Origin of the sequence: Streptomyces sp. M-16 (genome assembly GCF_052114405.1) — a bacterium.
GTDB lineage: Bacteria > Actinomycetota > Actinomycetes > Streptomycetales > Streptomycetaceae > Streptomyces.
In genome coordinates this window covers 1-14,582 of sequence record NZ_JBFRER010000100.1, presented here as the reverse complement: position 1 = coordinate 14,582, position 14,582 = coordinate 1, and the positions used below count along the sequence as shown (strand labels likewise).

Genomic DNA, 14,582 nt, shown 5'->3' with positions numbered 1-14,582 from the left:
ACCCCCGCGGACCGGTCACGCCCCCGCGCCCGGGAGGGCGACCGGCATCACCAGGGTGGTGAAGCTGCCCTGGTCCGCGGAGCGCACGAGGGCGGGCCGGGGCGCCGCAGGAATCTCCAGCAGGACGTCCGGCCCCACGCCGGCCTCCAGCGCGCCCGCCAGCACCGCCGGGTCGAAGCCGACCCGCACCGGCGCGGCCTCCCCACACAGGGCGGGCAGCTCCGTACCGGACTCCCCGCCCACGCCGTCCGGCCCGGTGGCGGTCACCCGCAGCCGGTCGGGACCCAGCTCCAGGACCGCGACAGGGCTCTCCCCGCATGCGGCGAGGGCGGCGAGCAGCGCGGTCCGGTCCACGACGACCCGGCGGGTCGGCACGGGGAGGGCCTCCAGGGCGCCGAGCATGGCCCGGTAGGCGGGGTAGGTCCCGTCGGCCACCGGCACCTCGCGCGCACCGCCCGGGTGGCGGAGGGTCAGGGGAGTGCCGGGCGGCCCCGCCACCAGGGTGACCTCGGCCGCCCGGGCCGCCCATCCGCCCAGCCCGACCAGGACCGGGGCCTCGACCAGTACCCGCCCGGGCGGTCCGGTCACGGCGGTGGGGCGCAGGACGCGCAGCGAGAGCCGGTAGCGGTCGGTGGCCACGAAGCGGACCTCGTCCTCGTCGAACTCCACCAGCACGCAGCCCAGTACGGGGTGCGCGGGATCCCGCCCGGCCGCCGGGGCCACCTGGCGGACCGCGCTCGCCAGCTCCGCACCGCCGAGGGTGACCTCGGTGCGGGCGGGCCCCGCCGGGAGGGTGTCCAGGACGGCGCGGACCGCGGCGTCGGCGGCCCGCCCGGACTCCCGTACCGTCCGCCGGTGCCGCTCCAGCACCTGACGGGCCCGCCCGGGCGGCCCGTCGAGCACCGTGGCCACGTCGGGCAGGGGCAGGCCCGCCTCGCGCAGCCCGCGCAGCAGTGTGGCGCGGGCGCGCTGGGACTCGGCGTAGTACCGGTACCCGGTCGCCGGATCGACGTGCGCGGGGAGCAGCACCCGGCAGTCGTCGTAGAAGCGCAGGGCGCTCGGCGCGAGCCCCACGCGGCGGCCGAAGGCACTGATGCCCATCAGTTCGGGAGTGGCGTCCATGGGAGCGATGATCGGCCCTCATCCCACTCGAAGGTCAAACCCGAAGGGCGGATCCGACGGTCAGGCCGCGGGCTCCGGCGGCCCCGGCCGCGGGGTGGTCTGCTGTACGGCCCACCCGTTGCCGTCCGGATCGGAGAAGTACACGAAGGAACCCCACGGCATGTCCTGGATCTCCGTCACCTCCACGCCCCGGCCGCGCAGGTCCGCGTAGGCCTCCTCGATGTCGGCGACGACCACCTGCATGTTGTCCAGCGACCCCGGGATCATCCGGGTGAGCCCCTTGCCGATGGCGATGGAGCAGGCCGACCCGGGCGGGGTCAGCTGGACGAAGCGGATCTCCTCGCTGACGGTGACGTCGTGGTCGGCGTGGAAGCCGATCCGTTCGTAGAAGGCCTTGGCCCGGTCGACATCGGTGACCGGGACGGCGACCAGTTCGAGCTTGACGTCCATGACGGCTCCCCTCGGTAGCGGACCGGCCCGGCGCCGAGGCGGCGCGCGGGCCCTCCGGCATCATGCGCCCGGGCCCGGCGCCGTGCCGTCCGCCAGGGGGCGGCGGCCTTCCGTGTCGTGCGCGGCGAACTGCGTGCGGTACAGCTCCTCGTACCGGCCGCGGACCGCCAGCAGCTCCTCGTGCGTCCCGCGTTCCACGATCCGGCCCTCCTCGACGACGAGGATCAGATCGGCCGCCTGCACCGTCGACAGCCGGTGCGCGATCACCACGGCGGTCCGGCCGGCCAGCGCCTCGGCGAGGGCCTCCTGGACCGCCGCCTCGGAGGTGGAGTCCAGGTGGGCCGTGGCCTCGTCGAGGATGACCACCCGCTGCCGGGCCAGCAGCAGCCGGGCGATCGTCAGCCGCTGCCGCTCGCCGCCCGAGAGCCGGTAGCCGCGCTCCCCGACGACGGTGTCCAGGCCGTCGGGGAGGGAGGCGACGAGCCCGTCCAGGCGGGAGCGGCGCAGGGCCTCCCAGATCTCCTCCTCGGTGGCCGTCGGCCGGGCCAGCAGCAGGTTGGCCCGTACCGACTCGTGGAAGAGGTGCCCGTCCTGGGTGACCATGCCGAGCGTCTCGCGGATGGAGTCGGCCGTGAGGTCCCGTACGTCGACCCCGCCGAGGCGCACCGTGCCCGCGTCGGCGTCGTACAGGCGCGGCAGCAGCTGGGCGATCGTCGACTTCCCGGCGCCGGACGAGCCGACGAGGGCGATCATCCGGCCGGGCTCGGCGCGGAAGGACACCTCGTGCAGCACCCGGGCGCCGCCCCGCCGGTCCAGGGCGGCCACCTCCTCCAGGGAGGCGAGGGAGACCTTGTCGGCGGACGGGTAGGCGAAGGAGACGCGGTCGAACTCCACCGCCACCGGCCCGTCGGGCACCCGGCGGGCGTCGGGCTTCTGGTCGATCAGCGGCTTCAGGTCGAGGATCTCGAAGACCCGCTCGAAGCTGACCATGGCGCTCATCACCTCCACCCGGGCCCCCGCCAGCGCGGTCAGGGGCGCGTACAGCCGGGTCAGCAGCAGGGCGAGCGCGACGACGGAACCGGGCTCCAGGGTGCCGCGCAGGGCGAAGTGTCCGCCGAGGCCGTAGACCAGGGCGAGGGCGAGCGCGGAGACCAGGGTCAGCGCGGTGATGAACGCCGACTGAGCCATCGCCGTACGGATCCCGATGTCCCGCACCCGGGCCGCGCGCGCCGCGAACTCGGCGGACTCGTCGGCGGGCCGCCCGAACAGCTTGACCAGGGTGGCGCCCGGGGCGGAGAAGCGTTCCGTCATCTGCGTGCCCATCGCGGCGTTCAGCGCCGAGGCCTCGCGCTGCATCGCCGCCATCCGGGCACCCATCCGCCGGGCCGGCAGCACGAACACCGGGAGCAGCACCAGGGCCAGCAGGGTGATCTGCCAGGAGATGGTGAGCATCACCCCCAGCGTCAGCAGCAGCGTCACCGTGTTGGAGACCACCCCGGAGAGGGTGTTGCTGAACGCCCGCTGCGCCCCGATCACATCGTTGTTGAGGCGGCTGACCAGCGCGCCCGTCCGGGTCCGGGTGAAGAAGGCCACCGGCATCCGCTGGACGTGGTCGAAGACCGCCGTCCGCAGGTCCAGGATCAGGCCCTCGCCGAGGGTGGCCGACAGCTTGCGGGTCAGCAGCCCGAGCCCGGCCTCGGCGACCGCGATCAGCGCGATGAGCAGGGCGAGCCGGGTGACGGCCGAACTGTCCCCGCCCCGCACGATCGCGTCCACGATCCGGCTCGCCAGCAGCGGAGTGGCCACCGCCAGGAGCGCGCCCACCACGCTGAGCAGCAGGAAGGAGACCAGCCCGCGCCGGTGCGGGCGGGCGAAGGCGGCGATCCGGCGCAGGCTGGCCCGGGAGAGGGGACGCTTGTCCTGCTGGGCGTTGATCGCGCTGTGCAGCGAATGCCAGGCGGTGACTTCCATGTCCATGGGTGCAACGCTAGAACCTCAACCAGACTCCAGGTCAAGGAACCGGTCCGGACCCCCCGCAGGGGTGCCGACTCTGCCAACTCAACCGCGTACCAAGGATGTTCACAACCCTCGCACCCGGCCGCCCGCCGGTGGCATCATCGGGTGATGACGCAGGCATCACCGCCCGCCCGCCCGCACCGACCCACCGCGGACACCGTCCTGCGGCGCTTCGAGGAACTCGCCCGCGACGCACCCGACGCCCCCGCCGTCCTCCACGGCCCCGAGGAACTCTCCTACGGCGAACTCGACGCCCGGGCCAACCGGTTGGCCCACCACCTGCTGGACGGGGCCCTGCCCGCGGGAGGCCTCGTCGCCATCGCCGTGGGCGCCCGGCCCGCACTCCCCGTCTGCCTCCTCGCCACCCTCAAGGCGGGCGCCACCTACGCCCTCGTCGCCGCGGACGACCCGCGCACCGCCCGCGGCATGCTCGCCGCCCTGCCCCCGTACCTCCTGCTCACCGACACCGGCCGCCGGGCTGCCGGCCTCGGCCTGCCCGAGGGGCGGCGGACCGTCGCCGTCGACGAGGAGGCGGGCCGGATCGCCGGGCGGCCCGCCACCGCGCCCGACCGCACCGCCCAGGACCGCGACGCGGCCATCCTGTTCACCGGCGCGGCCCGGCCGCGCCCGGTCCGCGTCGGCCACGAGCTGCTGCTCGCCGCCCACGACGGCTGGACCGAAACCGCCCGGCTCACCCCGCGCGACCGCCACCTGTTCACCGGCGGCCCCGACATCACCGCCTTCGCCGCCGGCTGGACCCGCCCCCTGTGCTCCGGCGGCGCCCTCGTCCTTCCCGAGGGCGCCGGCCGCGGGGCCCACGACCTCCTCGACGCCGTCCGGGACCGGCACGTCAGCGTCCTGCACACCGACCCGGCGACCGCCGTGGAGCTCATGGTCCGCGACGACCGGCCCGCCCCGGTCTCCGTCCCCAGGCCCCGCCGCGAACCCGACCCCGCCTTCGCCGGCGTGCGGCTGCTCACCATCACGGGGGACCGGCTCTACCTCGACGAACAGGCCGCCCTCCAGGACCGGTTGCGCCCCGGCGCCCGCGTCCTCAACGTCTACGGCCCGACCGAGACCGCCGGCGCCGGGACCTCCTTCGAACTCCCGCAGCTGCCCGGCCCGCTGGACACCCCCGAGCGGATCGCCCTCCTCGGCACGCCCTTCCCGGGCTTCCGCGCAGGCCTGCGCGACGGGGAGCTCCTCCTCACCCCGCCCGGCGGCGACGCCGTCGCGACCGGCGACCTCGCCGTCCTGCGCCCCGACGGGCTCCTGGAGTTCGGCGGGCGGCTGCGCGACCGGATCACCCTGGACCGGGGCGCCCACCTCGACCCGCACACCGTCGAGTCCCGGATCCGCACCCACCCCGCCTTCGGCGCCGCCGTCGTGGCCCGGGTGACCTCGGGGACCCGCGAACGGCTCGTCGCCTACGTGGCCCCGCCCCCCGGCGACCCCCTGTGGCTCCGCGACGGGGACCGGGTCGGCCTGGAGACCCTGACCGCGCACCTGAAGCCGGGGACCGGCCCCGACGAGACGCCGACCCGGCTGGTCCGGCTGCGCGCCCTGCCCCGTACCCGGGCCGGTCAGGAGGACCGGGCGGCCGTGCCGCTGCCCGCCCGGCACCGCCCGGCGGTGGCCGGGTCCGCGCCGGTCCCCGCGCGCAGCGGCAAGACGGGCTCCACCGGGGAGTCGTTGTCTCCCGGCTGCGTCGCGGGCTGCCTCGCCCTGCCGCTGACCGTGGGGGCCCTGGTGCTCACCTCGGCGCTGTGGCCCGGATCCACCGACCTCACGGGGGTGCCGCTCCCGTGGTCGTTCCTCTTCTTCGTCCTCTACGTGTGCGAGAGCGCCGCCTTCGCGGCCGGCGTGCTGTTCCTGTTCGGCGGCCGCAAGAGGATGCTCCGCCACGGCCGGGGACGGGCCCTGACCACCGCCGCCCACCTGTCGGCGTCCTACCTGCTGCTCGCCTGGTGGCCCCAGGACAACCTCTACCGGCTGGCGGCCAAACACGACTGGCCGCGCCAGGCCGCCCTCGTCTACACCTTCAACGTCCCGCTGATGATCGCGGGCCTGATCGTGGCCTGCTACCTGCTCCGCAGGCCGCGCTCGCCCTTCGACTTCGACGACTGACCGGCCGGGCCCTGCGCACCGGAGCCGTCCACCGCGCCGGAGAAGTCCTCGAAACCCGATCCGACCGCGAGCGCCGCCGCCCGCACCAGCGCCTCGGCCGCGTCCAGCGTCCCGCCGTCGCGCGCGGCGAGCAGCACCCCGATCCACGGCGCCGGATCGAAGGCCCCGGTCACGATGGCCGGCACGAACACCGCCCCCGATCCGGCGCAGGCCTCCACGAGGTCCGCGCACAGCAGCTCCACCTGCCCCTCCGGCAGCCGCGCGCCCAGCTCCACCCGGTCCACGATCCGTACGAGGTGCCCCGCGCCCCGCAGCACGTCGAGCCGGGCCGCCACCATGAAGGCCACCGAAGGGCCGGTGAGCCGCAGGTTGGCCTCGGTCGGCGCCGGCCGCCCCGCCGCGTCGACCACGAAGTCCACGTCGAACCAGCCCCGGTAGCCCGAAGCCGCCAGCTCCCGCCCGACCGCCGCCCCGAAGGCCAGCAGCGGCCCCTCCAAGGCGGCGGGCACCACCCCGGGCCCCACCGTCGCGCCCCGGTACGCCCCGTCGTCCACCTCCATCACCGCCGCCCCGACCCGGTGCGGGCGGCCCTCCCCGTCCACGAACCCGTCGTACGTCAGGTCCCGGGGCCCCCGCGACGGGCCCTGCACGTACTCCTCCACCAGCAGCGGCCCGCGCGGCAGCCCGCGCAGCGCCGCCCGCGCCCCGCCCGCCGCCCGGACCCGGGCGGGGGTCACCACCCTGGTGCCCGAACCCCCGACGCCGTGCTCCGACTTGAGCACCGTGCCCAGCCCCGCCCGCGCCCGCGCCCGCACCGTCCGTACGGCCGCCCACCGGTGCGCGGCCCGCCACTGCGCGGGGAGCATGATCCCCGGGTGCCCGCCGCCGGCTAGGATCCGGGCGAACAGGGCGTGCGCCGCCGACTTCGACTCGTAGCGCAGGTCCCGCGGCCGCCACGGCAGCCCGGCGAGTCGCCCGTACGGCTCCGTCCGCCCCCACGGTACGAGGGGCAGCCCGCGCCCCGTCACCCGCCGGGCCAGCTCCGGCCGGGCCAGGACGGCGTCCGACAGGCCCGGGTCCCGCTCGGCCAGCCCGTCGAGGACCTCCACCCCGGGCCCCCAGCCCAACTGCCGTCCGACCAGCCGGACCCATCCCGGCGGCACCGCCCGCGGCAGCACCAGGGCGGCCGGGCAGGGGCTGTAGAACGCGGCGAGGCAGGCGTAGTCGTGCGCGGCCCGCGGCTCCCGGCCCACCGAGGCGTCGGCGAACTGGGCGTTGAACTCCGCCACGTTGCCCACGTGCACCGCGGGGGTCCCGCCCGTCCAGGCCCGCGCCCAGTCGGCGAGGACCGCCGGAGCCGCCTCGAAGCGCACCAGCCCCGGCGGCGCGCCGGCCGAGGCCACCGCGCCCATCGCCCGGTAGAAGCCCACCGCGTGCGGATCGGAGTCGATCAGCAGGCGGCGCACGCCCAGCGCGGCGGCCCGCCCGAGGACGTCCCGGTACAGCAGCCGCCCGACGCCCCGGCCGATGGCCGACGGCTCCACGAACAGCAGTCCGAGCCGCGCCACTTCCCCTTCCGGAGCTCCTCCCGGTTCCCCTTCCAGTACCTCCAGCGAGGCGACCCCCAGCAGGCTCCCGGGGCCGTTTTCGGCCACCGCGATCCGCCGGAGGGCGAGTTCGCCCTCGCGGACGGCCAGCTCCGGGGCGCACGCGGCGAGGAACCCCGCGTCGTAGCCCCAGTACGCCTTGGACCGCATGACCAGCGCGGTCAGCGCTGCCGCCTCCCCGTCCCGCGCGGCCCTCACCTTTGCCATTTCCTGACCTCCCCATGGTCCGGGGCGGGGCCGTGCGATAGATTCGGCCTCCCCACGGCACGTGCTCGGCACATCCCTATCCCACCCACGCCCAGACAGGCTTCTCCATGAGCGACATCGTCAACGGACTCGGCCGCACGAGCGCGTACGGCGCCCTCGGGCTGGTCCTGCTGATCCTCGGCATCGTCCTGGTGGACGTGCTGACGCCCGGGAAGCTCCCGAAGCAGATATGGGAGGAGCGCAACCGCAACGCCGCCCTCCTGCTCAGCTCCGCGCTCCTGGGCATCGGCGGCATCGTCTTCACCTCGATCTGGACGACGTACGACGACTTCGGCAAGGGACTGCTGTCCACCGCGGCCTTCGGACTGCTGGGCCTGGTCCTGATGGCCGTGGCCTTCCTGGTGCTGGACCTGGTGACCCCGGGCAAGCTCGGCGCCATCGTCGTCGACCCGGAGCCGCACCCGGCCGTCTGGGTCACGGCCTCCTGCAACCTCGCCGTCGCCGCGATCGTGGCGGCGTCCATCGCCTGACGACCTGTACGGCACGACGAGAGCGCCGCTCCCCATGGGGAGCGGCGCTCTCGTCGTACCGGCCCCCGTCAGGCCAGGCCCAGCGCGAACACCGCGAACCCGGCCGCCAGCAGCCCCGCCACGGTCCGCCGCAGCACCGGGCTCCGGCGGCCGCCCGCCCCCGCCCCCGCCGCCGGCGGAGCCTCGAACCGGCGTGCGTAGCGGGCGATGGCCACCAGCAGCACCGCGAACACCGGCATCCACGCCAGCCGCGCCAGGATCCACGCCAGGGTCTCGGGCGCCGTCGTCAACCCGGTCAACCCGCCGGACCCGCCCGCGAACGAGGCGGGCACGGCCGCCGCCAGCATGGCGCTCTGGTGCCAGCACAGGATGGTCATCGCCGACAGGTTGACCACCACCACCGGCGCCCACAGGGCCGGCCGGGCCAGCAGCCGCGCCAGCCGGTCCCGCAGCAGCATCGCCGCACCCGACTGGGCCGAGGCCAGCGCCAGCACCAGCAGCGACGGCGGGTGCGAGTTGGTCCGCGCCTCACCCGGTACGCCGACCATCGACGCCGGGTAGTGGAACACCGTCAGCAGCACCGCGAACAGCGCGCCCCCGCCGACGAGCAGCAGCCACGCCCCGCGCCGCCCGATCCGCCGCTCGCCCCAGGAGACGCCGAGCTGGTACGCGAACATCCAGCCCGGCAGCACGTTCAGCACGGAGAGCCAGGACGGCACCGCGTCGGACAGCGGCCCGTACCGCAGGAAGTCCACCACGGCGACCGAGGCCAGCAGCGGCGCCGCCGCCCACCCGCCGAACCGCCGGGCGGCCCGCACGCAGTAGGGGGTCAGCGCGGTCACCCCCGCGTACACCCCGACGAACCACAGCGGCTGGATCACCAGCGTGGCCCCGGTGCGCAAGGTGGCCTCCGGCACGCCGGCCGCGTACAGCGCCGGCGCCGCGAGCGCCCACACCGCCGTCACACCGAGCACCGGCCGCCCCAGCCGGACCATCCGCCCCTTCAGCCAGGCCCCGGTCGAACCGGTGTGCCGGTGGAAGGACAGCACCGAGGCGTAGCCGCCGACCAGGAAGAAGACGCCCAGCATCTGGAGCACCCAGCTCGCCGGGGCCAGGGCGCCGAAGGCGGACAGCGGACTGGCGTTGTGCAGCCCGCCCTCCGGGTCGAGGGTGAACCCGCCGAGCAGCCAGTGCCCGGTCGGCACGGCCAGCAGGGCCACGGCGCGCAGACCGTCGACGGCCCGGTCCCGGTGGGCGGGGGTCCTGCGGTCGATCCGCGCGGCGGTGTCCGACAGCCGGGTCAGCGCGCGCGGCGTACGCGTCGCGCTCACCGGAGCTCTCCCTTCGTGATCGCGGCGAAGGCCGCCAGCGAACGGGTGCCGGGGGTGAAGTAGCCGGTATGGCCCTTCACGTCGCCGGCGGGTACCCGACGGGCGCCGAAGGCGGGGGAGGAGGGGTCGGCGCCGTGCCCGAGCCCGGCGAACTCGACGTTGGGCACGTCGGCGATCCAGTCCGAGGGCCCCCGGGCCGCCCAGACGCGGGCACCCGTCCCCAGACCGGCGGCGTCGTGCGCGCGCATCCCCGGGGAACCGAACACCACGATGTCGGCGGCGTCCGTGTGCCGGGCCGCGATCCCGCACACCACCGAGCCGTAGCTGTGGCAGAACAGCACCGGGTCGGGCGCCCCGACCGCGTCGAGCCCGGCCGTGAACCGGGCCAGCCGTACCGCACCGGCCTCCGCGAGCCGGCCCTCCGCCGCGTCGAGACCGACCCCGACCGGCGTGGTGTAGCCCGTCCACGCGATGACCGCGGTGCCCTCGCCCGCCGCGGCCCACAGCGCCCGGGCCATACCGGCCGGGCCGGTGCCGGGGGCGCGGGGGGCGTCGTGGGTGGCGGCGTCGTTGTCCGAACCCGGCACGATCACCGCGACGTGCGCGGCGTGCTCCAGGTCCCCGAACACCTCGGCGACCTGCCCGCGGCCGCGCGGGTCGAAGGCCAGGATCCGGCGGCCCGGAGAGGCGAGGGAGGCGTAGCGGGCCTCACCCGTGGCGAGGACCGCGAGCCGGTTGGCCTCGTACCGCAGGGGGAGCGGAGCGCCGTCCAGATTGCCCACCACCAGCGGGTGGGAGCGTACGAGTTCCCCTCGCCCGGTCCCGTCCAGCCCGGCGAAGAAACGGGCCACCTCCCGGGGCGTCGTGGACGCCGGATCGGGCAACGGCCGGCCGCCCACCGAGGCGGCCCGCCAGGCGGCGGTGCCCGGGGGCGGCCCGGTGACCGCACTCTGGCTGTCGGCGGCAACCCACCCCGCGGTCCCCGCCACGACGGCCACCGCCAGCGCGGCCGCTGCCATCGTCCTTCCGAAGCGGCGCATGCCCCTTCTCCTCTCCTCGTGACGAGGAGGAAGGTAGGAAGGAGGTACCGAACAAGGCGTCCCACCAGGGAGCCAAGCAGGCTGTCATACCCCGGTAGGGGGTGGAGGAGGCGGCCCCGGAACAGGCCGGTGCTGGGGCCGGGGGCCGGGTGGGGGGATCAGGTCGCGTCGCCCGGGCGGACCAGGCCCGCCTCGTACGCGAAGATCACCGCTTGGGCGCGGTCGCGCAGGTCCAGCTTGCCGAGGACCCGGCCGATGTGGGTCTTGACCGTCTGCTCCGCCAGCACCAGGTGCGCGGCGATCTCCTGGTTCGACAGGCCGCGCGCGATCAGCTCCAGCACTTCCGTCTCCCGCGGGGTCAGACCGTTCAGCCGCAGCGCCGGATCCTTGCGCGGCGCCGGCCGCTGCCGCACGAAGTCCGCGATCAGGCGACGGGTCACCGAGGGTGCCAGCAGAGCCTCGCCGGAGGCGACCACCCGGACCGCCGCGATCAGATCGGCCGGCGGGGCGTCCTTGAGCAGGAACCCCGACGCGCCCGCGCGCAGCGCCTCGTACACGTAGTCGTCGATGTCGAAGGTGGTCAGCATCAGCACCTTGGGCCGGTGCACCACCCCCGGCGGCGGATCGAGCAGCTCCCGGGCCGCGGAGAGTCCGTCCAGCTCCGGCATCCGCACGTCCATCAGCACCACGTCGGGGTGGACCGTGCGCGACACCCGCACCCCCTCCCGGCCGTCGGGCGCCTCACCCACCACGTCGATGTCGGGCTGCGCCGACAGCAGCGCGGCGAACCCCGCCCGCACCATGGCCTGGTCGTCGACGATGATCACGCGGATGGTCAACTCGGTTCCTTCTCGGCGTCGTTCAGGGGCAGACGGGCGGCGACCCGGAATCCGCCGTCGGGCAGCGGGCCCGTGTCCAGGGACCCTCCGGTCAACCGTACGCGTTCGCGCATCCCCACCAGACCGTGCCCCGTGCCCGAACTCTCCACCTCCACCACCGCGTCCCGCGCCGGACCGTTGACCACCAGCACGAGCACGTCGCCCCCCGGAGCGGAGCGGGTCACCGAGACCCGGGTCCGTGCCCCCGGGGCGTGCCGCACCACGTTCGCCAGGGCCTCCTGCACGATCCGGTACGCCGACAGGTCCACGGCCGGCGGCACCTCCTCGGCCGCGGCCGACGCCAGGGACAGCTCCACCGGCTGCCCGGCCCGTACCGTGGCCTCCACCAGCTGCTGGATCCGGCCGATCCCGGGCTGCGGGAACCGCTCGCCGTCCGCGCCGTCCGCGCCGTTCGTCCCGTCGCCGCGCAGTACCGTCAGCAGCCGCCGCATCTCGCCCAACGACTCGCGCGCGCCGGCCGCGATCGCCGCGAACTCCTCCCGCACCGGCTCCGCCATGCCGGGCAGCCGGTACGGGGCGGAATCGGCCTGCACGGTGATCACCGACATGTGGTGGGCCACCACGTCGTGCAACTCCCGGGCGATCCGTGCCCGCTCCTCCAGCAGCGTGCGCCGCGCCCGCTCCGCCTCGCTGATGCTCTCCTGCTCCGCGATCCGCTGCCGGGCGTCGCCCAGCTGGCGCAGCGCACCCGTCAGGGCCAGTACGGCCCCGCCGAGCACGAACTGCAGCGCCACGGTGTTCGTCACCCCCGCGGGCTCGAAGAAGCCGAGCACCACCCCGGCCGCGCCGGTCGCCAGCCACACCTGGACCAGCGTCCGGATGGACTCGCGCAGCCCCAGACACACCATCAGCACCTGGTAGCCGACGATCACCATCGGCGGCCACGGCCACGTCTGCCCGCCCACCCGGTCCGCGCCGATCAGCAGGACGGCCCCGACGACGTCGGCGAACAGCACCATGCCCCAGGCGGGCACCGGCCGGGTGACCGCCAGCAGCAGTGGAACGGTCTGCGCCACGCCCAGCGCCCCCGCCCAGCCGCCGTTCACCCCGTAGTCGTTGGTCAGCACCGAGATGGTCACCGGCAGCAGCGTGATCACGAAGATGCCGACGACCGTGAAGGGCAGCCTCCGCTGCCACCGCCTCGGTGCCCGCGCGAACAGTGCCTCGCCGGGCCGGGCGGGCGTCCGCAGCACGACCGCGAACCGGTCCAGCGGGTCCGGCCCCCGCCCCTCGGGCCGCGCGCCGGAGCCGTGCGGCCCGTCGGGCTCGCGCGACTCCTGCTGCTCGCGCGCCTTGCGGTTGCGGACACGGGCCGGGATGCGGGCTTTGAGGCTCATGATCCGGACAGCCTATGCGCCGCGCGGGCGCGCGGAGCGCGAAGGGCGGGGGACGGGCCCTTAGCGCCGCCCGTCCTTGATCACGAGTTCACGGGTTTCCCTCCCGCCACCGCCGTCTCACCCGCAGACTGTCGTCCCGTGACCCTACGGAAGACCACCGCCCCCGCCCTCGCCACCTTCGGACTGCTCGCGGCCTGGGCCGTGCACGACCTGGAGGAGGTCGCCACGATGGCCCCCTGGTCCCGCGCCCGGGTCCCGGCGCTCCGCGCCCGCCACCCCCGGGTCCCCGAGCGGCTCTGGCGGGTTGTCACCGACGTCGACGGCCGCGACTTCGCCACCGCCGTCGGACTCGTGGGCGTCCTCGTCACGGCGGCCGCCGCCGACGGCTACCGCACCGGCGGCCGCTCCGCCTTCTACCAGGGCGCCCTCGACGGCTTCGGCCTGCATGGCCTCGTCCACCTGGCGCAAGCCGCCGCGACCCGCGGATACACCCCCGGCGTGGTCACCTCCCCGCTCGTGGTCGTCCCCTTCACCCTCTGGGCGCGCGGCCGGCTGCGCCGCGCCGGGGTGCTGCGTCCCACCCGCCCCCGGGACCTGGCCGTCTCCCTCGCCATGGCCGCGGCGACCGCCGCGGGCGCGCACGCCGTGGCCCGGCGGATCCGGTAGCCGCCGGGTTCGTTCCCCCGGCGGGCTCCGCTCGTTGACCGGGCATGGAGCTGTTGCCGACCATCGCGGCGCCGGGCGTCGGGGAACGGGCCGACGCCGCGGCCGATGCCGCCTGCCACCTCTACGACGCCGTCGTGCCCTGGAGCGGCGACGAGCCCGGCGGGTGGAGCCGGACCGCCGCCGAGGACGCCGCCGAGACCATCGAGACCACCGCGCACGCCCTCGCGCACATCCACCCGCGGGCCGAGGTCATCCTCGCGCCCGTGCACGCGGCCCTCGCCGACCTGCGCCGTCAGCTCGCGCTGGCCCCCGCCGACCTGCTGGGCGCCGAGGGGGTGCCGGTGATCGCGCGTACGGTCGGCAACCCGCGCCGCACCCGCTGGGTGCGGGTGCTCACGCCCCCTTCGCCCCGGCAACCGCCGCCTGGTACAGCTTCCTGATCTCGGCGCCGAAGTAGGAGCTGTACGAGGTGTCGGCGGTGGGCCCGCCCGTCTTCCAGCCGCCGATCACCCCGATCACGTCGCCGGTCCGGGTGCGGTCGTCGAAGCGCGTGATGAAGGGGCCGCCGCTGGTCCCGCCCGGGTAGCCGGTGCAGTCGATGCGCAGGAACGAACCAGGGCTCTTCGGGTCGGTGCTGGTGAACTTGGTCGTGCGGTTGACGCACACCCGCGGGCGGGCCGCCGACGCGGGATGGCCGATCAGGGTCACCTTCGCGTGGGTGAACGTGGCTCCGGTGAGGAGGCGGTTGCCGCCGACGGCGTTCTCCACCGCGCGGCCGGCGGCGTTCGGGCCGACGGCGGCGAAGGCCACGTCCAGGGTGGCCGCCTTCTCCGCCCCCTGGGTCTTGTAGCGCTGGTCGATCCACACCTCGGAGCGGCCCGCGGAATCGCGCAGGACCGGGAACATGCCGTACGGCTGGGGCGTCGCGCGGGTGTAGCGCGGTACGAAGGCCACCTGGCGGGTGTCCGACCCGAGCAGGCAGTGCCCCGCGCTCAGCACCAGGTTGCGGCCCGGGGACGAGACCACGCTGGCGGTGCAGAAGTAGGCCCCGGCGCCCTTCATGACGTACATCCGGCCGACGGCCGGGACCCCGTCGAAGTCCTGGCCGACCCCGGCCGTGGCGGGCGCGAGGACGGGCCCGGCCGGTGCCCGGGTGGGGGCGGCGGGCGCGGGCGACGGCGAGGGGGCGGTGGGGGAGGGAAGCGGGTCGGCGGCGGGACCGGGCGGGCTCTGGGGCGTCGGGACCGAGG

Annotated in this window: 12 protein-coding genes and 1 pseudogene; 4 read left to right on the top strand and 9 right to left on the bottom strand. The window is 75.7% G+C overall.

The genetic code is table 11. The features are described 5' to 3' along the window. Positions 1-15 precede the first annotated feature (15 nt). Genes AB4039_RS32235 through AB4039_RS32225 form a run of 3 tightly spaced genes read right to left on the bottom strand, consistent with a single transcriptional unit; the run spans position 16 to position 3,549 of the window. Positions 16-1,122: a MerR family transcriptional regulator gene (locus AB4039_RS32235; RefSeq protein ID WP_266846083.1), complete on the bottom strand. Its 1,107-nt coding sequence runs from the start codon at positions 1,120-1,122 to the stop codon at positions 16-18. A 60-nt stretch (positions 1,123-1,182) separates the two neighbouring features. Continuing rightward, positions 1,183-1,572 (bottom strand): VOC family protein, encoded by a 390-nt coding sequence (locus tag AB4039_RS32230; protein ID WP_030229823.1) that lies wholly within the window; start codon positions 1,570-1,572, stop codon positions 1,183-1,185. A 60-nt stretch (positions 1,573-1,632) separates the two neighbouring features. Next, entirely contained in the window at positions 1,633-3,549 is a 1,917-nt protein-coding gene (locus tag AB4039_RS32225; protein WP_442272432.1) for an ABC transporter ATP-binding protein, read from the bottom strand. Positions 3,550-3,696: 147 nt separating this feature from the next. On the opposite strand from AB4039_RS32225, the gene AB4039_RS32220 reads away from it, so the two are divergent. Beyond that, positions 3,697-5,715, top strand: coding sequence for an AMP-binding protein (locus tag AB4039_RS32220; protein WP_442272431.1), 2,019 nt, complete (start codon positions 3,697-3,699; stop codon positions 5,713-5,715). On the opposite strand, the gene AB4039_RS32215 is transcribed toward AB4039_RS32220, so the two are convergent. Next, on the bottom strand, positions 5,670-7,529 hold the full coding sequence (locus tag AB4039_RS32215; RefSeq protein WP_442272430.1) for a GNAT family N-acetyltransferase: 1,860 nt from the start codon (positions 7,527-7,529) through the stop codon (positions 5,670-5,672). The two genes, AB4039_RS32220 and AB4039_RS32215, sit on opposite strands and share 46 nt — an antisense overlap. 107 nt (positions 7,530-7,636) lie before the next feature. Between AB4039_RS32215 and AB4039_RS32210 the strand changes: the two genes are divergently transcribed. Continuing rightward, positions 7,637-8,059 (top strand): DUF350 domain-containing protein, encoded by a 423-nt coding sequence (locus tag AB4039_RS32210; protein WP_266846087.1) that lies wholly within the window; start codon positions 7,637-7,639, stop codon positions 8,057-8,059. Positions 8,060-8,127: 68 nt separating this feature from the next. On the opposite strand, the gene AB4039_RS32205 is transcribed toward AB4039_RS32210, so the two are convergent. The 4 genes from AB4039_RS32205 to AB4039_RS32190 form a co-directional block, all read right to left on the bottom strand. Next, positions 8,128-9,390, bottom strand: coding sequence for an acyltransferase family protein (locus tag AB4039_RS32205; RefSeq protein WP_442272429.1), 1,263 nt, complete (start codon positions 9,388-9,390; stop codon positions 8,128-8,130). Then, positions 9,387-10,430: an alpha/beta hydrolase gene (locus AB4039_RS32200; protein WP_442272428.1), complete on the bottom strand. Its 1,044-nt coding sequence runs from the start codon at positions 10,428-10,430 to the stop codon at positions 9,387-9,389. Before AB4039_RS32200 ends, AB4039_RS32205 begins: the two co-directional genes overlap by 4 nt. Before the next feature lie 158 nt (positions 10,431-10,588). Next, complete coding sequence (locus AB4039_RS32195; protein WP_442272427.1) at positions 10,589-11,269, bottom strand: response regulator; 681 nt, start codon at positions 11,267-11,269, stop codon at positions 10,589-10,591. Beyond that, on the bottom strand, positions 11,266-12,666 hold the full coding sequence (locus AB4039_RS32190; RefSeq protein WP_442272426.1) for a sensor histidine kinase: 1,401 nt from the start codon (positions 12,664-12,666) through the stop codon (positions 11,266-11,268). Before AB4039_RS32190 ends, AB4039_RS32195 begins: the two co-directional genes overlap by 4 nt. Positions 12,667-12,804: 138 nt before the next feature. Between AB4039_RS32190 and AB4039_RS32185 the strand changes: the two genes are divergently transcribed. Together AB4039_RS32185 and AB4039_RS32180 are read left to right on the top strand one after the other, a co-directional pair. Next, complete coding sequence (locus tag AB4039_RS32185) at positions 12,805-13,332, top strand: HXXEE domain-containing protein (protein ID WP_442272425.1); 528 nt, start codon at positions 12,805-12,807, stop codon at positions 13,330-13,332. 44 nt (positions 13,333-13,376) lie between these two features. Beyond that, positions 13,377-13,772, top strand: a complete 396-nt coding sequence (locus AB4039_RS32180; protein WP_266846093.1) for a hypothetical protein — start codon at positions 13,377-13,379, stop codon at positions 13,770-13,772. On the opposite strand, the pseudogene AB4039_RS32175 reads toward AB4039_RS32180, so the two are convergent. After that, positions 13,726-14,582: pseudogene (locus tag AB4039_RS32175) on the bottom strand (trypsin-like serine peptidase); the annotation flags it as partial. The gene AB4039_RS32180 and the pseudogene AB4039_RS32175 sit on opposite strands and share 47 nt — an antisense overlap.